The 18057-nt window shown below is 69.8% G+C and carries 21 protein-coding genes and 1 tRNA gene; 10 read left to right on the plus strand and 12 right to left on the minus strand.

The window, feature by feature from the left end:
- The first annotated feature begins 22 nt into the window (after window positions 1-22).
- Window positions 23-1477 (plus strand): F0F1 ATP synthase subunit beta, encoded by a 1455-nt coding sequence (atpD, locus tag ABIE45_RS24950; protein ID WP_192708994.1) that lies wholly within the window; start codon window positions 23-25, stop codon window positions 1475-1477.
- 155 nt (window positions 1478-1632) lie between these two features.
- Window positions 1633-2034: a F0F1 ATP synthase subunit epsilon gene (locus ABIE45_RS24955; protein ID WP_192708995.1), complete on the plus strand. Its 402-nt coding sequence runs from the start codon at window positions 1633-1635 to the stop codon at window positions 2032-2034.
- A gap of 7 nt (window positions 2035-2041) precedes the next feature.
- Here ABIE45_RS24955 and ABIE45_RS24960 read toward each other — a convergent pair whose 3' ends face one another.
- The 7 genes from ABIE45_RS24960 to hrpB all read right to left on the minus strand — a co-directional run bounded on the left by ABIE45_RS24960 (window position 2042) and on the right by hrpB (window position 9126).
- Window positions 2042-3280: a CCA tRNA nucleotidyltransferase gene (locus ABIE45_RS24960; RefSeq protein WP_192708996.1), complete on the minus strand. Its 1239-nt coding sequence runs from the start codon at window positions 3278-3280 to the stop codon at window positions 2042-2044.
- A complete protein-coding gene (locus tag ABIE45_RS24965; RefSeq protein ID WP_192708997.1) occupies window positions 3277-3534 on the minus strand; it encodes a DUF6111 family protein in 258 nt (85 codons plus the stop codon). The genes ABIE45_RS24960 and ABIE45_RS24965 overlap by 4 nt, the downstream gene beginning before the upstream one ends.
- 13 nt (window positions 3535-3547) lie before the next feature.
- A complete protein-coding gene (locus tag ABIE45_RS24970; protein WP_192708998.1) occupies window positions 3548-4219 on the minus strand; it encodes a CoA pyrophosphatase in 672 nt (223 codons plus the stop codon).
- Window positions 4216-4803 carry a DUF1285 domain-containing protein gene (locus ABIE45_RS24975; RefSeq protein ID WP_192708999.1) on the minus strand — a complete coding sequence of 196 codons (588 nt, stop codon included), beginning with the start codon at window positions 4801-4803 and terminating at the stop codon, window positions 4216-4218. Before ABIE45_RS24975 ends, ABIE45_RS24970 begins: the two co-directional genes overlap by 4 nt.
- Before the next feature lie 102 nt (window positions 4804-4905).
- Entirely contained in the window at window positions 4906-6129 is a 1224-nt protein-coding gene (locus ABIE45_RS24980) for an SMP-30/gluconolactonase/LRE family protein (RefSeq protein WP_192709000.1), read from the minus strand.
- Window positions 6130-6202: 73 nt separating this feature from the next.
- A complete protein-coding gene (locus ABIE45_RS24985; protein ID WP_192709001.1) occupies window positions 6203-6628 on the minus strand; it encodes a PaaI family thioesterase in 426 nt (141 codons plus the stop codon).
- Between the two features lie 44 nt (window positions 6629-6672).
- Window positions 6673-9126, minus strand: coding sequence for an ATP-dependent helicase HrpB (hrpB, locus tag ABIE45_RS24990; protein ID WP_192709002.1), 2454 nt, complete (start codon window positions 9124-9126; stop codon window positions 6673-6675).
- 161 nt (window positions 9127-9287) lie between these two features.
- On the opposite strand from hrpB, the gene ABIE45_RS24995 reads away from it, so the two are divergent.
- From ABIE45_RS24995 to ABIE45_RS25010, 4 genes are all read left to right on the plus strand, one after another.
- On the plus strand, window positions 9288-9923 hold the full coding sequence (locus tag ABIE45_RS24995) for a carboxymuconolactone decarboxylase family protein (protein ID WP_192709003.1): 636 nt from the start codon (window positions 9288-9290) through the stop codon (window positions 9921-9923).
- Window positions 9924-10072: 149 nt separating this feature from the next.
- Window positions 10073-10306, plus strand: a complete 234-nt coding sequence (locus tag ABIE45_RS25000; RefSeq protein ID WP_192709004.1) for a hypothetical protein — start codon at window positions 10073-10075, stop codon at window positions 10304-10306.
- A gap of 107 nt (window positions 10307-10413) precedes the next feature.
- The gene (locus ABIE45_RS25005; RefSeq protein ID WP_192709005.1) at window positions 10414-10785 is read left to right on the plus strand and encodes a hypothetical protein; all 372 of its coding nucleotides are present in this window, start codon (window positions 10414-10416) and stop codon (window positions 10783-10785) included.
- Window positions 10786-10857: 72 nt separating this feature from the next.
- Window positions 10858-11556, plus strand: a complete 699-nt coding sequence (locus tag ABIE45_RS25010) for a YoaK family protein (RefSeq protein WP_192709006.1) — start codon at window positions 10858-10860, stop codon at window positions 11554-11556.
- On the opposite strand, the gene ABIE45_RS25015 is transcribed toward ABIE45_RS25010, so the two are convergent.
- The 5 genes from ABIE45_RS25015 to ABIE45_RS25035 all read right to left on the minus strand — a co-directional run bounded on the left by ABIE45_RS25015 (window position 11546) and on the right by ABIE45_RS25035 (window position 13725).
- The gene (locus tag ABIE45_RS25015; protein WP_192709007.1) at window positions 11546-11794 is read right to left on the minus strand and encodes a flagellar protein; all 249 of its coding nucleotides are present in this window, start codon (window positions 11792-11794) and stop codon (window positions 11546-11548) included. The genes ABIE45_RS25010 and ABIE45_RS25015 overlap by 11 nt on opposite strands.
- Window positions 11795-11896: 102 nt before the next feature.
- A complete protein-coding gene (locus ABIE45_RS25020; protein WP_192709008.1) occupies window positions 11897-12061 on the minus strand; it encodes a hypothetical protein in 165 nt (54 codons plus the stop codon).
- Window positions 12062-12139: 78 nt separating this feature from the next.
- Window positions 12140-12226: transfer RNA gene (locus tag ABIE45_RS25025), tRNA-Leu, on the minus strand.
- Between the two features lie 34 nt (window positions 12227-12260).
- Window positions 12261-13454, minus strand: coding sequence for an FAD-dependent monooxygenase (locus tag ABIE45_RS25030; RefSeq protein WP_192709009.1), 1194 nt, complete (start codon window positions 13452-13454; stop codon window positions 12261-12263).
- A 13-nt stretch (window positions 13455-13467) separates the two neighbouring features.
- The gene (locus ABIE45_RS25035; protein WP_091779433.1) at window positions 13468-13725 is read right to left on the minus strand and encodes a zinc-finger domain-containing protein; all 258 of its coding nucleotides are present in this window, start codon (window positions 13723-13725) and stop codon (window positions 13468-13470) included.
- Between the two features lie 198 nt (window positions 13726-13923).
- Between ABIE45_RS25035 and map the strand changes: the two genes are divergently transcribed.
- The 4 genes from map (at window position 13924) to ABIE45_RS25055 (ending at window position 18053) form a co-directional block, all read left to right on the plus strand.
- Window positions 13924-14751 carry a type I methionyl aminopeptidase gene (map, locus tag ABIE45_RS25040; RefSeq protein ID WP_192709010.1) on the plus strand — a complete coding sequence of 276 codons (828 nt, stop codon included), beginning with the start codon at window positions 13924-13926 and terminating at the stop codon, window positions 14749-14751.
- A 6-nt stretch (window positions 14752-14757) separates the two neighbouring features.
- A complete protein-coding gene (gene radC, locus ABIE45_RS25045; RefSeq protein ID WP_192709011.1) occupies window positions 14758-15504 on the plus strand; it encodes a DNA repair protein RadC in 747 nt (248 codons plus the stop codon).
- Window positions 15505-15600: 96 nt separating this feature from the next.
- Complete coding sequence (locus ABIE45_RS25050; RefSeq protein WP_192709012.1) at window positions 15601-17040, plus strand: circularly permuted type 2 ATP-grasp protein; 1440 nt, start codon at window positions 15601-15603, stop codon at window positions 17038-17040.
- Between the two features lie 65 nt (window positions 17041-17105).
- Window positions 17106-18053 carry an alpha-E domain-containing protein gene (locus ABIE45_RS25055; RefSeq protein ID WP_192709013.1) on the plus strand — a complete coding sequence of 316 codons (948 nt, stop codon included), beginning with the start codon at window positions 17106-17108 and terminating at the stop codon, window positions 18051-18053.
- Window positions 18054-18057 lie beyond the last annotated feature (4 nt).

Below are 18057 nucleotides of genomic sequence, written 5' to 3' on the forward strand. Positions count from 1 at the left end.
CAGCTTGAAGGGTAGGTTTACGATGGCGAACACCGCAATCCCCGGCACCGGCTCCAACAAGGCCGGCAAGATCACCCAGGTCATCGGCCCCGTGGTCGACGTGCAGTTCGAGGGCCACCTGCCCGAGATCCTGAACGCGCTGGAGACCAAGAACAACGGCGCTCGTCTCGTCCTCGAGGTTGCCCAGCAACTCGGCGAGAACACCGTCCGCTGTATCGCCATGGACACCTCCGAGGGCCTGACCCGCGGCCAGGAGTGCTTCGACACCGGTGAGCCGATCAAGGTTCCGGTGGGCATGAACACCCTCGGCCGCATCATGAACGTCATCGGCGAGCCGATCGACGAGGCCGGCCCGGTCCAGGCCACCACCTACCGCGCCATCCACCAGCCGGCCCCGTCCTACGCCGAGCAGTCGACCGAGGCGCAGATCCTCGTCACCGGCATCAAGGTGGTGGACCTGCTCGCCCCCTACGCCAAGGGCGGCAAGATCGGCCTGTTCGGCGGCGCCGGCGTCGGCAAGACCGTGCTGATCATGGAGCTGATCAACAACATCGCCAAGGTGCACTCGGGCTACTCGGTGTTCGCCGGCGTGGGTGAGCGCACCCGCGAGGGCAACGACCTCTACCACGAGATGATCGAGTCCAAGGTGAACGTCGACCCGAAGGAGCACGGCTCCGCCGAGGGTTCGAAGTGCGCCCTGGTCTACGGCCAGATGAACGAGTCGCCGGGCGCACGCTCGCGCGTCGCCCTGACCGGCCTGACCATCGCCGAGCAGTTCCGCGACGACGGCCAGGACGTGCTGTTCTTCGTCGACAACATCTTCCGCTTCACGCAGGCGGGCTCCGAGGTGTCGGCGCTTCTCGGCCGCATCCCCTCGGCGGTGGGCTACCAGCCGACGCTGGCCACCGACATGGGCGCCCTGCAGGAGCGCATCACCACCACGACCAAGGGCTCGATCACCTCGGTGCAGGCCATCTACGTGCCGGCCGACGATCTGACCGACCCGGCGCCGGCCGCCTCCTTCGCCCACCTCGACGCCACGACCGTGCTGTCGCGTTCGATCGCCGAGAAGGGCATCTACCCGGCCGTGGATCCGCTCGACTCTACGTCGCGCATGCTGTCGCCGGCGATCCTCGGCGAGGAGCATTACGACGTCGCCCGCCGGGTCCAGCAGACCCTGCAGCGCTACAAGGCGCTCCAGGACATCATCGCGATCCTGGGCATGGACGAGCTGTCCGAGGACGACAAGCTGACCGTGGCCCGCGCCCGCAAGATCGAGCGCTTCTTCTCGCAGCCCTTCTCGGTGGCCGAGGTGTTCACCGGCTCGCCGGGCAAGCAGGTGGCGCTGGAAGACACGATCAAGGGCTTCAAGGGCCTCGTGAACGGCGACTACGACGACCTCCCGGAGGCGGCCTTCTACATGGTCGGCACCATCGAGGAGGCCCAGGAGAAGGCCAAGAAGCTGAAGGCCGCATAAGAGGCCGTGCTTCCCTGCCCTCCCCCTTGTGGGGAGGGGTCGGCTGTGGGGGTGGTTCAGGATGAAGCGCCCCGGTGCCGTCTGCACCACCCCCACCTCCACCTCCTCCCCGCAAGGGGGAGGAGAGCCTGTCGCGGATCCGGGATCGTCCTGAGATGGCCACCTTCCACTTCGATTTCGTCGGCCCCGAGCGGACGCTGTATTCCGGCGAGGTGACCGCCGTTCAGCTGCCCGGCACCGAGGGTGAGATGACCGTGATGCCGGGCCACGCGCCCGTGCTGACCTCCCTGCGCGTCGGCGTCATCGTGGTCACCGAGAGCCAGGGCAGCGGCAAGCGGATCTATGTCCGCGGCGGCTTCGCCGATATCGGGCCGACGTCCGTAACCGTGCTCGCCGAGCGCGCCGCGCCGATCGAGGAGCTGACGCACGAATCCCTCGACCGGGATATCGAGGCGGTCGAGATGCAGCGCGATGCCACCGAGGACCTGCAGAAGCGCGAGGAGCTGAACGGCCAGATCGTCCAGCTGCAGGAAACCAAGGCGCTCCTGAAGCTCTGATCGCGGTTCAGCGGGCGCTGTCCAGCGCCAGCGCCAGCAGGTCGGCCCGCGCCGCCGCGCCCGTCGGGCAGCCGCGTTCCAGCCAGACCTTCCGAGCCGCGGCGAGTCTGCGGCCGATTGCGGGGCCGGGCGCGATGCCCGCCGCCACCAGATCCGCGCCCGCCAGCGGAAAGACCGGCGAACCGCCCTCTCCGCTGAGCGCGTCGAGAACCATCCGTGCTTCCCCGGTCAGTGCAGGGCGCGGCTCGCCGGCGACGATCGCCAGGGCATCGGCCAGCGGCGCCAGGCCATGCTGGGCCGCCAGGGCCCGCAAAGCCGCGCCGTCGAGCGCGGCTTGATCGTGCAGCGCGGCGAGAACATTCGCGTAGTCGGTGAGCTGGGCGTGCTCGCTCTTGGAAAGCCTCAGGCGGATCTGCAAGCGGTCGGCATCGTGACGGGCGCCGACCGCGAGGGCCGCGAGGCGCAGGATCGGAGACATCTTCGCGGCTGACGCGCGTTCCAGTCGCCCGAGCTCGCCGACGCCGCCGGTGATCCGGAGCAGCAAACCGGTACCGCTCAGGGTCGCCACCAGGGCCGCACCGCCGGAGGCCGCCAGCAGCTTCAGGAATTCCGCGCGGACGCGCTCGCGCGACAGCCGGTCCAGGCTGTCGCGTGCGGCCACGCAGGCAGCGAGTGCTTCCGCGTCAGGGGGGCCGCCGCCGAACCGGGCGTGGAAGCGGAAGAAGCGCAGGATCCGCAGGGCGTCCTCGCGGATGCGGGTCGCGGGGTCGCCGATGAAGCGCACCCGGCCGGCTTCCAGGTCCGGAAGACCGCCGACGGTGTCGTGCAGCCGGCCGTCCGGACTGAGCGAGAGCGCGTTGACCGTGAAGTCGCGCCGCTCGGCATCACGGGCGAAATCGTGACCGAACCGGACGACGGCATGGCGTCCGTCAGTCTCGACATCCTCGCGCAGGGTGGTGACCTCGATCGGTCCGTCCTCGGTGACAAGCGTGACGGTGCCGTGCTCGATTCCGGTTGGAACCGCCTTTAGCCCCGGGGTGCGTCCCGCGGCGGCAATCACCGCTTCGGGCAGCAGCGTCGTCGCGAGGTCGATATCGGCTGACGGCGTCCCCAGAAGCGCATCGCGGATGCACCCGCCAACCAACCGGGTCTCGGCGCCGGGTGCATCCAGGGCGGCGAGCGCCTGACGCACCCCCCGGCGATCGAGCAGGGCCGAGAGGCCGCCGCGTTCGAGGTCGCGCCTCACCGGAAGCCACCCGGGACGAGCCGACCGTTCTCCATGTGGGTCGGGACGTAACCGCCGGCGCGCCGCTCGGAGAACAGGCCTTCGTAGACGAGCGTGCCGATCACCACCGCCAAGCCGGCGAGGATGAGGCGCCAGAGATGGGCGTCCCAATGTACCCGGCGCAGCGGGTTGCGCCCGGCCAGGACGAGATAGATCAGGAACAGCGCGAAGGGGATGAGGAAGAGGCCGAACTCTTCGAGGACGCGACGCAGCATGGCGATTCGTAGCCTATCCCGCCGACCGGCGGACCTGACTCGGCTCCGGTTCCGGGTAGAGCCGCTCCCGCAGGTTGTTGAGGATCCCGGCGGTGACGCCCCAGATCAGACGTTCTCCGAAGGGGAGAGCGTAGAACCATCGGGTTCGACCCTGCCACTCCCGCGACCGCAACCGGTAGCGCTCGCGATCCATCAGCACCGACAGGGGCACCTCGAAAACGTCCGCGACCTCACTGGGGTTCGGCCGGAATGTCGCCTCTTCGGAGACCAGACCGATGACCGGTGTCACGAGGAAGCCGGTTCCGGATAGGTACGGGTCGATATAGCCGAGCAGGCGCACCGATTCGGGCGGCAGGCCGATCTCCTCGAATGCCTCCCTAAGGGCTGCATCCGCCGGTCCCGGATCCGACGGATCGATCTTTCCGCCGGGCAGCGCAACCTGACCGGAATGATCGCGCAGGTTCGCGGCGCGCTGCGTCAGTACGAGGTTCGGCCCGGCGGCACGGAAGACCACCGGGACCAGCACCGCGGCCCGCCGGTGCGGCGGGGGCGGAATCAGGGCCGCGCCGTCCGGATCCAGGCTGTGGTCACCGCGCGGATTGGAGGTCGGATCGTCCGGTCCGGGCGGATGCGGCGACAGACCGGATGCGGCCCGAGCCAGAAAATCGGCGAGGGAATCGCTCACGCGGCGGAGGCCGGCGCAATGCGGTGGAAGACGCCGCCGGCCCAGAGGCCGAGCCAGGGTTGCCCGTCGATCACGCGGTCCTCGGCCAGATCCACCAGGTCGTAGGTCAGCGCCCGGGTGATCAGCGCCCACAGGCCGCCCCGGACGTGGAGGTAAGGCTTGAGCGCGCCGTCGGGCCCCTCCTCGAAGCGCAGGGCGTGGTCCGCGTCGACGCTCACCAACTCGTCGACATTGGTGCGGAACGCAATGCGCCGCGCCTCTCCCGTGCCATCGACCGCCATCTCGACGGCGACGAAGACTGCGTCCTCAACGGTGATCCCGACGCTCTCCACAGGCGTAACCAGAACAATGCGCCCGTCCGGCTCGCGCCGCAAAATTGTGGAGAACAGCTTGACCATCTTGTCGCGCCGGATCGGCGAGCCGTTGTGGTGCCACGTGCCATCGGCCGCGATGCGGATGTCGATCGCGCCGCAATAGGGCGGATTCCATCGCTCGACCGGCGGTAGCCCGCGCTTCGGCAAATCCCCCAGAGCCGCACTGAGCCGGCTCAAGGTGGGGTCGTCTGAGGGGAAATCCGCGGTCATGCCCGCTACAGATAGCGCTCCGCAGCGTCGTCAGCCATGGCCGATGACACGGTCTCTCCGGCGCGGACCCGCGCCGGAGCCGCAGGATCCTTCAACGGCGATTTAGGCCGGACCTGCGCCCTGCGTGTTCACCGTCAGGGCATAGATCGACTGGCTGGCCGCCATGAACAGGCGGTTCCGCTTCGGGCCGCCGAACGTGAGATTGCCGCAGACCTCCGGCAGGCGGATCCGCCCGATCAACGTCCCCGCCGGACTCCAGACCGTGACGCCGTTATAGCCGACCGCGCGGCCGGCATTGCTCGACACCCAGAGATTGCCATCGACGTCGGTTCGCAAGCCGTCGGGCCCGCATTTGACCCCATCGACGACGCAATCCGCGAACAGGCGCTTGTTCGACAAGGCGGCGCCGCTCCCGACATCGAACGCGTAGATCTCACTCTTGCCGCCGGGGCCCGTGTCGCCGGGTCCCTTCCCGGTGGAGCAGATGTAGAGCGTCCGGTGATCGGGCGAGAAGCACAGGCCGTTCGGATCCGGAACCTGATCGTCGGTGAGGACCCGATCGATCCGGCCGGTGGAATCGATGCGGTAGAGCGCATTGGGCAGGACGCGCCGCGCCGTCACGACCCCGGCCGGCTGCCCGAGCCGCGGATTGAGATGGCCCTTCGGGTTCGAGGGGCCGCCCGCCTCGTCCGGCAGCCCTTCGTAGAGCTGGCCGCCGTAGGGCGGATCCGTGAACCAATAGGAGCCGTCGATGTGCTGGACCACGTCGTTGGGCGCGTTGAAGGGTTTGCCTTCGAAGCTGTCGGCCAGCACCGTCGCCGAGCCGTCGAGTTCGTAGCGGACCACCCGACGGGCGGCGTGCTCGCAGGACACTTGCCGGCCCTGGCGGTCGAAGCTGTTCCCGTTCGAATTGCCGCTCGGTGCGCGGAATACCGAGACGTGCCCGTCCTCCTCGAGCCACCGCAACTGGCGATTGTTCGGGATGTCGCTCCATACGAGGAAGCGCCCGACGGCGTTCCAGGCCGGTCCTTCCGCCCAGAGCGCACCGGTCCAGAGACGGCGAATGGCGCTGTTCGGCACCACATACGCATCGAAGGCCAGGTCCACCGTGATCACGTCGGGATCGGTGAAATAGGTGGTCGGTGCCGCACCGGGTCGGAAGTCCCGCGGCGGATCGGTGATGGTGCTGGGCGGCGCCGGTCGAGCCGTTGCGCTGCCGCCTGTCGCGAGGACGGTCCCGGCGGCCGCGAGAACGGCACGTCGCGACGGCGCGACGCGCCCGCCTGCGGCCCCTTCAACGGACGGATTCGTCTGCGGATCTGGCATGCGGCCCCCCAGCCTTTGCCCGCTCCAATCGGCGGCGCAAGCCGCGATACTAGGACTGATATCCTGATTTCGGTCAACCCGGACGCCGCCGCAGGATCTTCCAGACGCCGTCGGCCGAGGCCAGAAGGCGTGTGCCCTCACGAACGTCGCCCCGCATGAACACGAGGGAGCCGGTGCGCTTGACCACCTGCGGACGGATCTCGACCCAGTCGCCGAGACGCCCGACATCGATGAACTTCATCTCCAGCTGAATGGTCACGCAATTGGCGCCGTCGGCAGCGCGCATGGCAGTCTCGCCGAGGGCGCGGTCGGCGAAGCTCATCAGCATGCCGCCATGGACGACGCCGATCAGGTTGGCGTGCTTCTGCTCGGCCCGGAACGCGTAGGCGCCGTCCGTGCCACGGATGTGCAGCGGGCCGACATGGGCGATGAAGCCTTCGTCCTGCACGAGCGTCCAGCCGGCTGCAGATGGGTCGAAGACGTTCGTCTCGGTCGTCATGGCGTCCTATCCGAATATCGGGAACGTGGAAGGGGCGGCCGGGGTCACGTCCCGCGCGGCTTAGCCCGGCGTGTCGGAGCCTCGCTGAGCGGATCTTCCGGCCAGGGATGGCGCGGGTAGCGCCCGCGCATCTCCGCGCGCACCGCCGCCCAGGAACCCCGCCAGAAACCCGGCAGATCGCGGGTGATCTGGATCGGCCGGTGCGCGGGCGAGAGCAGGTGCAGCACGAGCGGACGTCCGCCGGCGACGGGATGACGGTCGAGGCCGAACAGCTCCTGCACCCGGACGGCCAGCACCGGTTCCTCGGCCCCGTAATCCACCGGGATGCGTGAGCCGGTGGGCACCTCGACATGGGTCGGCGCCTCCGCGTCGAGGCGGGACCGGAGCTGCCAGGATACGAGGCTCTGCAGGGCTCCCGCGAGGTCCTCGGCCGTGATCGCCGCGACGGAGGTTCGGCCGACGAGCGCCGGTGCGAGCCACGTGCCCGCACTCGTGGTCAGGGCCTCATCCGACAGGTCTGGCCAGCCATCGCCTTCTGTGGCGTGCAGGAACTGCACCCGGGCTCGCCACTGCGACAGCGCCGGTGTCCAGGGCAGCCTGTCGAGACCGAGGGCGGCGATGCCGTTCGCCAGGATCTCGGCGCTCTCCGGCTCCGCCGGGACCGGCAAGGGCCGCGCGCCCAGGTTGACCGCGCCCAGGCGCCGGACAGCCCGGGCTCGGAGGGCGCCGGCCGGTGGGTCGAAGGTGATCTCGGTGCGGGATTCGATCCGGCTGGCGAAGAGCCGCTCGATCGCCTCCGGTTCGATCGCCGCCGCGGCGAGGATCCGGGCCTGTCCGGCCGCGCCGGCCAGCTCGGCGACGACCAGGTAGGTCTCCCGCGCGAGGGGGCTCGCCAGGTCGAGGCGGCCAGCCCGGCCGCTCGCCATCACGAACTCGCCGTCCCGGCCGCGATTCCGGGCGATACGGTCGGGATAGGCGAGCGCCAGGAGCGGGCCGGCCGATGCCGGCCGATCCTGCGGGCCGTCGCCGGCGATCCGCGCCCAGCCCTGCGCGAGCCGGCGCATGTCGGCGGCCCGGCCGCCGCGATCCTGCCGGAAGCGCTCGATTCGCGCGTCGAGGTCGATGCCGTCGCCGCCGAGCCCGCGCTCGACCAGCACGGCGGCGAGATCCGCTGCCGCGCGCGCCTCGCCTGCGTCGGCCGCGACCGTCACCATGCGGGCGAGGCGGGGCGGCAATGGCAGCGCGCGCAGACGGCTGCCGGTCTCGGTGAGGCGCCCGTCCGCGTCGAGCGCACCCAAATCGACCAGCAGGGCGCGGGCCTCCGCCAGGGCCGGCGCCGGCGGCGGATCGAGGAACGCCAATTTTCGCGGATCGGCCACGCCCCAGGCGGCGCAGTCGAGCAGCAGGCCCGCGAGATCCGCCGACAGGATCTCCGGCCGCGAGAACGGTTCGAGAGCTTTGGTGCCGGCCTCGGACCAGAGGCGCCAGCACAGCCCCGGCTCGGTGCGGCCGGCGCGACCCCGGCGCTGGTCCACGGAGGCTCGGGATGCGCGGGCCGTGACCAGGCGTGTCAGGCCGAGGCCCGGCTCGTAGACCGGCACCCGCGCCAGCCCGGAATCGACCACGATCCGGACGCCCTCAATGGTCAGCGAAGTCTCAGCGATGCTGGTGGCGAGAACCACCTTCCGGGTTCCGGCCGGTGCCGGCGCGACCGCGCGATCCTGCTCGGCCGGTGTCAACGCGCCGTACAAGGGGGCAACCTGAACCTCCGGATCGACCCGATCGGCCAGGAGGTCGGCGGTCCTGCGGATCTCCGCCTGCCCGGGCAGGAACACCAGGACGGATCCCGGATCGGCGCGCAGCGCCCGCAGCGTGACGTCGGCGACCGAATCCTCGATCCGCCGGTTCGGGTCGCGCTCGACGTAGCGGGTTTCCACCGGAAAGGCGCGGCCCTCGGAGGCGATCACCGGTGCCTCGCCCATCAACCGCGCGACCCGGGCGCCGTCGAGCGTCGCCGACATGACGAGGATGCGCAGATCCTCCCGCAATCCGCCCTGCGCGTCGAGCGCCAGCGCGAGCCCGAGATCGGCGTCGAGGGAGCGCTCGTGGAACTCGTCGAACAGGACCGCGCCGATGCCGGAGAGTTCCGGATCGTCGAGGATCATGCGGGTGAACACCCCCTCGGTCACGACCTCGATCCGGGTGCGCGCCGAGATCTTCGAGCCCAGCCGGACGCGCAGGCCCACCCTGCCGCCGACCGGCTCGCCCAGAGTCTGGGCCATGCGGGCGGCGGCGGCCCGTGCCGCCAGCCGGCGCGGCTCCAGCAGGATGACCTTGCGATCGGCGAGCCAGGGAGCGTCCAGCAGATCGAGAGGCACCCGCGTGGTCTTGCCGGCGCCCGGCGGGGCCACCAGCACGGCGCCATTCCGAGCGGCCAGGGCCTGGCGCAGATCCGGGAGCGCCGCCTCGATCGGCAGCGCGGTTGAGGGAGCAGGCATCGTTGCCGCTGATGGAACGGCCCGCCGCTCAGCGCAACCTTTCCGGCCGGCCGGTGACGGCGCGCGGGTTTCGGTACTGCTCCGGTCATTGAGGCCCTGGCCGATCGCGCGGGCAGACGCGATCGTGCCGCGCGAGAACAAGAAAGTTTGGGAGTGAAACGATGACACGTCTTTGCCGCGCGCTGGCGCTGGCCGCGCTACCGGTCGCCGTCCTGTCGACGCTCGCGGCGGCGCAGGCCCAGGACCGACTGCCGACGATCCCGCCGCAGGATTACACGCCGGAGCAGAAGCAGGCCGCCGAGGCCTTCGCGCAGGCGCGGGGCAAGCCGCCCTTCGGCCCGTTCGAGCCGCTGATGTACTCCCCCGAGGTGATGACCCTGGCCCGATCGATGGGCGATTACCTTCGCTACAAGCCCAAGATCGGCACCACGCTCTCGGAGCTGGTGATCCTGATGACCGCCCGACGCTGGACGCAGGATTACGAATGGTACGTGCACGCCCCGATCGCCCAGAAGGCCGGGATCGCACCCGAGATCATCGCGGCGATCCGGGACGGGCGCAGGCCGGCCCAGATGAGCGAGGACGAGACGACCGTGTACGAGTTCACCTCCGAGCTGCAGGACACCAAGCGCGTCTCGGACGCGACCTTCGCCCGGGCGGAAGCCCGGTTCGGCAAGGCCGGCGTCGTCGATCTGGCGGCGATCTCGGGCTACTACACCTTCCTGGCGATGGAGCTGAACGCGGCGCGCTACGCGATTCCCGCCGACGGCAAGCTCCTGCCGCGGATGCCGGAGTGACCGGCCTTATCCACAGACGTGGAGAAGCTGGATCCCCGTTTTCCACAGGCTTTCGGCGGGCGACCGAGGAAGCATCAGGGGCGTTGACCAAACGTTAACCATTGTGGCCTGTTCTCTTTTCGTTCGCGACCGCAACGAAGGAGGCCACGATGCTGACCCAAGCCGCTGCCGCGCGGGAGGACCATGCCTGTCCGGTCGAGGCGATCAGCGCCGCATATCTCGGTTTCGCCGGCGGCGATGCCGGGATCGCCCTGCGCTGCGCCATCGCCGACGCCCTGTCCGACCTGATGGAGGCCGAGCGGCGGACCCGGGAGCGTAGCCGTCTGATCTCCCGCGGCTATATCCGCGCCCTGCCCGGCGCGGTCGGCGAGCCGGCAAGCTGAACGGTGGCTGCAGAGCGACTTCAGGCGCGGTGCAGCGCGGTTATGGGATGGTCTGATCCGTGATTCGGGACGCCTCCGGCGTCCCGCGCTTACCTCGGAGACAGGTCATGACACGCATCGCTCTGCTCTCGGCCGCCGCGCTGATCGGCGCGGGCACCCTGGCCTCCACGGCCGCGGAAGCCCGCGGCGGCGGGGCCATCGCGGCCGGCATCATCGGCGGCCTCGCCGCCGGCGCGCTGATCGGCGCCGCCACCCAGGCCCACGCGGCCCCCGGCTACGGCTATGGCTATGCGGATTACGGCTACGCCCCGGCCCCGGTCGTGGTGCGGCCGGCCCCCGCCTATCGCGTCTACGAGGAGGACGCTCCGGTCTACGCCACGCGACGGACAGTGACCTATGAGCGGGTGCCCGTCGGCTACGGTCCGGCCCGCCACTGGCACCGGGATTGGGACGGCGGCGACGGTTATCGCGGCTGGTGAGGCACCGGATGACTTGAAGGCTGCGGCGAGACCGGGCTGAATTCGGTCTCCCGCAACCAGACCGACGGATCCATGCTGGTTCATGAAGGCGAGACGCGCACCGCCGAGGACGACCGGGCGCTCGCCCTGTCCCTCGCGGCGGTGGCCGGCGCGTTGAACACCGCGGGTTTCTACGCCGTCGGCCTCTTCGCCTCGAACATGACCGGGAACGTCTCGGCGATCTCCGACCGTGCCGGCACGGGCAATCTCGCCCTGGCGGCTCAGGCCTGCCTGCTCGTCATCCTGTTCGTGCTCGGCGCCGCGACCGCGACGCTCCTGATCCGCCGCCGCCGCCGGACGGCCGGGCCGAGCGCCTACGCCTACGGCGTCTGCGCCGAGGCGATCCTGCTGGTCGCCGTCGGCCTGCTGGTGCTGCCGCTCCACGAGCCGGTCCGGAGCCACGCCCTGGTTCTCGGCCTGAGCTTCGTTCTGGGCCTGCAGAACGCGGCCGTGACCAAGATCTCCGGGTCGCGCGTGCGCACCACCCACGTGACCGGCATGATCACCGATATCGGCATCGAGCTCGCCCGCTGGCTCGACCGCGGCGCATCCGTCCCAGATCCGCTGAAGCCGCACGATCCCGAGCGGCTGCGGCTGCACCTGCTGACCGTCGCGGCGTTCCTGGTCGGCGGGCTGGTGGGCGTGGTGGCCTATCGCCTCATCGGCGTGGCGCTGCTGTTCGCGGCGGCCGGGATCCTGGCCTGCCTCGCCCTCCCCGCCCTCAGGCGCTGATGTCGAGGATCTGCCCCATCATGCGATCAGCGGTCCGGGCCACCGCGGCGTTCAGCGCGAAGGCCGACTTCGATCCGATCAGGTCAGCGGCGGCCCCGGACAGGTCGAGCTGGGCGGCGGGCGGCAGGGCCGTGTCGCCGACCGGGGCACCGCTCGCCGCGATGGTCTCGGCGGCTTTCCCGAGCCGGTCGGTGGCCCGGGTCATGCCGGTCGCGGCGGTCTGAAGGGCGTCGATCATGCCGGAATCTCCCGGAGCCGACCCTGACAGGTAGTCGACAAGGCCCGGTTTCGGCGATCGCTCAAATGCGAGCGATCCAAGGCGACGCGCGCCGCCGGTGCATCAACCCTTTGGCGCGCATACCGTGATCGCGGAGGCTCCGCCGTAGGGTCGATCCGCATGGGCGATCATCTGCGCGGCGACCTCACAGGCCTGCTTGCTGTTGAACTCGACGGATCCAACGGCGGAGCCCGATCCGGCTAGCATGATGATCAGCACGTACACCAAGCCCAGTCCCTCCGGCGCCTCGGACCAACGGCGGCGCGGGGCAGAGTGTATCGGGCGGCGGATGGTTTGTGAGCGCGCTGGTGCGGACGGCGGGACTCGAACCCGCACGGCCTTGCGGCCGCAAGATTTTAAGTCTCGTGCGTCTACCGGTTCCGCCACGTCCGCATGCCGCCTTCGGTAGCGGTCGCTGCGAGCCTGATCAAGCGGGGGGCGTCCAGCCGTAGAGCCAGGCGTAACGGTCGCGCATGCCGTCCGGGCCGAGGCGGGCCATTACGGCGTTGCGCGCGAGCGAAACCAAGGCGCCGGCATGGTAGGTCCGGCCATTGCTCCGCGCCGCCTTCTGGACCCGCCGCACCCGGGCGGTCCGGGCGTCGGAGAACGCGGCGAGCGCCGCCGGCACATCCGCGTGATCCGCAAGCGCGCGCGTCAGGACGGCCGCATCCTCGATCGCAAGGGCTGCGCCTTGCGCGAGATAGGGCAGGACCGGATGGGCCGCGTCACCGATCAGCGCGATCCGGCCGCGGGCGAGCGGGCGCGCCACGGCCCGGTCGGCGAGCGACCAGACCAGCCAGGAATCCGGCAGGCGCAGGAGGTCGCGCAGGGGGCCCGCGCAGCCGCGGAGATGCCCGCGCAGCACGGCCGGCTCCCCGAGGCGGCCCCAGCCCCCGTCGCCCACCGCCTCGGGGACCACGGCCACGACGTTGAGGAACTGGCGGTCCCGCACCGGATAATGCACCACATGCCGGCCGCGGCCGAGCCACAGCCCGGTCGCGGCGCCGCGCAACATCTCCGGAGCCGCCTCCATGGGGACCAGCGCCCGCCACGCCGCGGCCCGACCCTGGCGCAGCGGGGCCGCATCGAGATGGGGCCGCAGGCGCGAGCGCAGCCCATCCGCCCCGATGGCGAGATCGAAGGCGAGATCCTGGGAGCCGCTTGCCCCCTCCACCGTCAGGACGGCCTCGGACGGCGTCTCGGCGAGCGCCGCGACGGTGCGTCCCATCATCAGGCGGATCGCCGGACGGCTGCGCAGCGCGTCGAGCAGCAGCGTCTGCAGGTCGGCCCGGTGGATCACGTAATAGGGCGCGCCGAATTGCCTTTGCGCCTCCGCGCCGAAGGCGACGCCGCCGATGCGGCGGCCGCTGTCGAGGGCCCGCACCTCAACCCCGGGCGGCTCGCTCGCCGCCCGGCGCAGGGCAGCCGAAAGGCCCAAGGCGGCCAGAACCCTGCTGGCGTTCGGCGAGATCTGGATGCCGGCTCCGACCTCGCTGAAGCCCGTGCGGCGCTCGATCACCGTGACGGCGTGGCCGGCATCCGACAGGGCGAGCGCCGCCGTGAGACCGCCGATCCCGGCCCCGACGATCCCGATGCGCAGAGGTCGAAGGTCCGAGGACACTGCGAGTGCGCGCCTACTCCGCCGCGAGCTTGGCGTCGTCCCGCCACACGCAGGCCTGCGGCTCCGCCTCGTCGGCCTTCAGGCCGGCGCGGTAGCGGTAGAGCGTCGAGCAGTACTGGCAGATGATTTCGGAGTCGGCGCCCATGTCGAGGAAGACATGCGGGTGGTCGAACGGCGGCAGCGCGCCGATGCACATGAACTCCTTAACGCCGACCGTGATCACCGGGACGCCCGGCTCGTTGTGGAAGTGCGGTACCGCCTTGCCTGCCATCCGGCCCTCGCCTGACCCGAACCCGATTGCGCGGCGACTCTGCCTGCGCACGCCCGGGTGCCTCGCGGCCGCTTATGCCGCCAGCCCCGCGACCGGCGCAAGCCTCGCCCGCCTCTACCCGGGCCCCGCTTGGCCTGCCGCCTCCCAGACCGTACATAGGTCGCACGCCCGATTGATGACCCGCGAAAAGTCCCGACGATGCAGCAGGAACAGGCCACCGCGCAGGGCACGCGCCGCGCCCCGGAGCCGCCGATCCACGGTCCCGAGGGCTTCGAGGGGATGCGCCGGGCCGGCCGCCTCACGGCCGAGGCCCTCGATCTGCTGATGGAGGCGACTCAGCCCGGCGTCACCACCGAGGCGCTCGACAAGCTCGCTTACGAATTCGCCATGGATCACGGCGCCTATCCGGCGTCGCTGCTCTATCGCGGCTACCCGAAGTCGATCTGTACCTCGATCAACCACGTGGTCTGCCATGGCATCCCGAACGACAAGCCGCTTCGCGAGGGCGACATCGTCAACCTCGATATCTGCCTGATCCTCGATGGCTGGCACGGTGATTCGAGCCGCATGGCCTATGTCGGCGAGGTCCCCCGCAAGGCGCAGCGCCTGTGCGAGATCACCTACGAGGCGCTGATGCGCGGAGTCGCGGCGGTGAAGCCCGGCGGCTCGACCAACGATATCGGCCGGGCGATCCAGACCTATGCCGAGAGCGAGCGCTGCTCGGTGGTGCGCGACTTCTGCGGGCACGGGCTCGGGCGGACCTATCACGACGCGCCCACGATCCTGCACTACGTCGAGGCGAGCTACGACGTTCCGTTCAAGCCCGGCCAGTTTTTCACGGTCGAGCCGATGATCAATCTCGGGCGGCCCGCCGTGAAGGTGCTGGGCGACGGCTGGACCGCCGTGACCCGCGACCGCTCGCTCTCGGCCCAGTTCGAGCACACCGTGGGCGTCACCGAGACCGGCGTCGAGATCTTCACGATCTCGCCGAAGGGGCTGCACCAGCCCGTCAATCCCGCCGCCTGACCGGCCGTGATCCCCGGGGCTGACGACGGTGACGCGGGGCTGTTCGCCGACAGCGCCGTTCCGTCCCATGTCGAGAAGGAGCCGCCCCACTATCACGGCCACCGCGACCGCCTGCGGGAGAAATTCGCGGCTGGCGGCGGCGACGCCTTGCCTGATTACGAACTGCTCGAGCTGGTCCTGTTCCGGGCGATCCCCCGGCGCGACGTGAAGCCTCTCGCCAAGGCCCTGGTCGCCCGGTTCGGCAGCTTCGCCGAGGTGGTGAGCGCCGAGCCGGCACGGCTCATGGAAGTGGAGGGTGTGAGTGCCGGGGTCGCCTCCGACCTGAAAGTGGTCGAGGCCGCCGCCCGGCGCCTCGCCCGCGGTGCTGTTCGCGAGCGCGCGCTGCTCGATTCGTGGAGCGCCCTCCACGAGTACCTGCGCGCCACCATGGCGTTCGCACCCCGCGAGGAATTTCGCGTGCTGTTCCTCGACAAGCGCAACCATCTGATCGCCGACGAGGTGCAGGGCCGCGGCACCGTCGACCACACGCCCGTCTATCCGCGCGAGGTCGCCCGCCGGGCTCTGGAGCTTTCGGCGACCGCCATCATCCTCGCCCACAATCATCCCTCCGGCGATCCGACGCCGTCCAGCGCCGACGTGGCGATGACCCGCGAGATCGTGAGCGTGCTGGCGCCGCTGAAGATCGTCGTCCACGACCACGTCATCCTCGGCCGGAACGGTCATGCCAGCCTGAAAGGTCTGAAGCTGATCTGATCCTCCGGCCGCCTTGAGCGTTATCGCCTGCGGCTATAGCCATGAACGCGTGGCGCGCCTCTTGCCTCAAGAGCGGGAGCGTAGGGGAGGAGCGAGATGGCGGTAACGGCCTTCGACGAGATGAACGGATTCGGCACCGGTGCCGCTGATCCGGCCGCCGTTCGCGACGCTTACGGTCAGCTCAAGGCGTGGCTGGACTCGACGCCGCCGGAGCATTTCAACACCCGCCGCAGCCAGGCCGAGCTGCTGTTCCGCCGGATCGGCATCACCTTCGCGGTCTACGGCGACAACGAATCGACTGAGCGCCTGATCCCGTTCGACATCATCCCCCGGGTGATCACCAAGCCGGAATGGGGCTTCCTGGAGCGGGGGCTGAAGCAGCGGGTCACCGCCATCAACCTGTTCCTGAAGGACATCTACGGCGCCCAGGAATGCATCAAGGCCGGCATCATCCCGGCTGACCTCGTCTACCGCAACGCCCATTACCGCATGGAGATGCGCGGCTTCCGCGTGCCGCATGACCTCTACGTGCACATCGCCGGCATCGACATCGTCCGGACCGGCGAGAACGATTTTTTCGTGCTGGAGGACAACGCCCGCATCCCGTCCGGCGTCTCCTACATGCTGGAGAACCGGGAGGTGATGCTGCGCCTGTTCCCGGACCTATTCTCCAAGCACCGGGTCGCGCCGGTGGAGAACTACCCGGACGCCCTGCTCGCCACCCTGCGCAGCCTCGCGCCGGGCTCGGCGACCCGCGACCCGACGGTCGTGCTGCTGACCCCCGGGCGCTACAATTCTGCGTTCTACGAGCACTCGTTCCTGGCCGACAAGCTCGGCGTCGAGCTGGTCGAGGCGTCCGACCTCTTCACCAAAGACGACGTCGTCTACATGCGCACCACCGAGGGGCCGCGGAAGGTCGACGTGATCTACCGCCGGCTCGACGACGACTTCCTCGACCCGCTGGTCTTCCGCCCGGATTCGGTCCTCGGCGTGCCGGGCCTGATGAACGCCTACGAGCGCGGCTCCGTGACCCTCGCAAACGCGGTCGGAACCGGCATCTCGGACGACAAGGCGGTCTACAGCTACATGCCGGAGATCGTGAAGTTCTTCACCGGCGAGGAGCCAATCCTGCACAACGTGCCGACCTATCGCTGCCGCGAGAAGGACGCGTTCGCGTACGTGATGGACAACCTGTCCGAACTCGTCGTGAAGGAGGTCAACGGCTCGGGCGGCTACGGCATGCTGGTCGGGCCGCACGCGAGCAAGCGCGAGCTCGACGACTTCGCCAAGAAGCTCAAACATGCTCCGGACGGGTTCATCGCGCAGCCGACCCTGTCGCTCTCCACCTGCCCGACCTTCGTGGCCTCCGGGGTTGCCCCGCGCCACGTCGACCTGCGGCCCTTCGTGCTGTGCGGCGCCGATCAGATCCGCATCGTGCCGGGCGGACTGACCCGGGTGGCGCTGAAGGAAGGCTCCCTGGTGGTCAATTCCAGCCAGGGCGGTGGCACGAAGGACACCTGGGTGCTCGACGCCTGAGGGCCATAACGTCCGGACGTTCCGAGGCGCGGACATCGTGGTCCGCACGACTTGGCTGAAGACCGATGCTTTCCAGGACTGCCGACAACCTCTTCTGGCTCTCGCGCTACGTCGAGCGGGCCGACTTCGTCGCCCGCATCCTCGACGCGGCCCACCGCTTCGCGTCGCTGCCGACGAGCTACGGCGGCGGCGGCAGCAACGAGTGGGATTCGGCCCTCGCCTCGGCCGGCGATCCGGACGCGTTCAAGACCCATTACAGCGCGGTGAACGCCGACACGGTGTGCGACTTCCTGGCGTTCAGCCCGCACAACCCGTCCTCGATCCGCTCCTGCATCGAGGCGGCCCGCGAGAATGCCCGCTCGGTGCGCACGGCGCTCACCACCGAGATGTGGGACGCAATCAACGGCGCATGGCTGGAGCTGCGCAACTACGCCGGCAAGGACCTGAACCGCGACGAGTTCGGCCGCTTCCTCGATTGGGTGAAGACCGTCTCGCTGACCTTCGACGGCTCGGCCTTCCGGACGATGCTGCGCAACGACGCCTTCTGGTTCACCCGGCTCGGCACGGCGATCGAGCGGGCCGACAACACCGCCCGCATCCTCGACGTGAAGTACCAGATCCTGCTGCCGCACGACGAGACGGTGGGCGGCAGCCTCGACTACTTTCAATGGACCACGATCCTGCGCGAGGTCTCGGCTTTCAACGCCTATCACTGGGTCTACCGGGAGAGCATCAAGCCGCTACTGGTGGCCGACCTCCTGATGCTCAACAAGCAGATGCCGCGCTCCTTCGCGAACTGCTACGGCGTCATCGTGGAGTATCTCGACCTGATCGCCGATTCGTATGGCCGCCGGGGCCCGAGCCAGCGGCTCGCCGGCAACATGCTCGCGAAGCTCGACGGCGAGGATATCAACCGGGTGTTCGCCGGGGGGCTGCACGAGTTCGTGGAGGCGTTCATCGCCGAGAACAACAGCGTAGGCGAAGCGATCGCCAAGCAGTATCTGGTCGGCTGAACGA

This window comes from Methylobacterium sp. OAE515, from assembly GCF_041806315.1.
Taxonomy (GTDB): domain Bacteria; phylum Pseudomonadota; class Alphaproteobacteria; order Rhizobiales; family Beijerinckiaceae; genus Methylobacterium; species Methylobacterium tardum.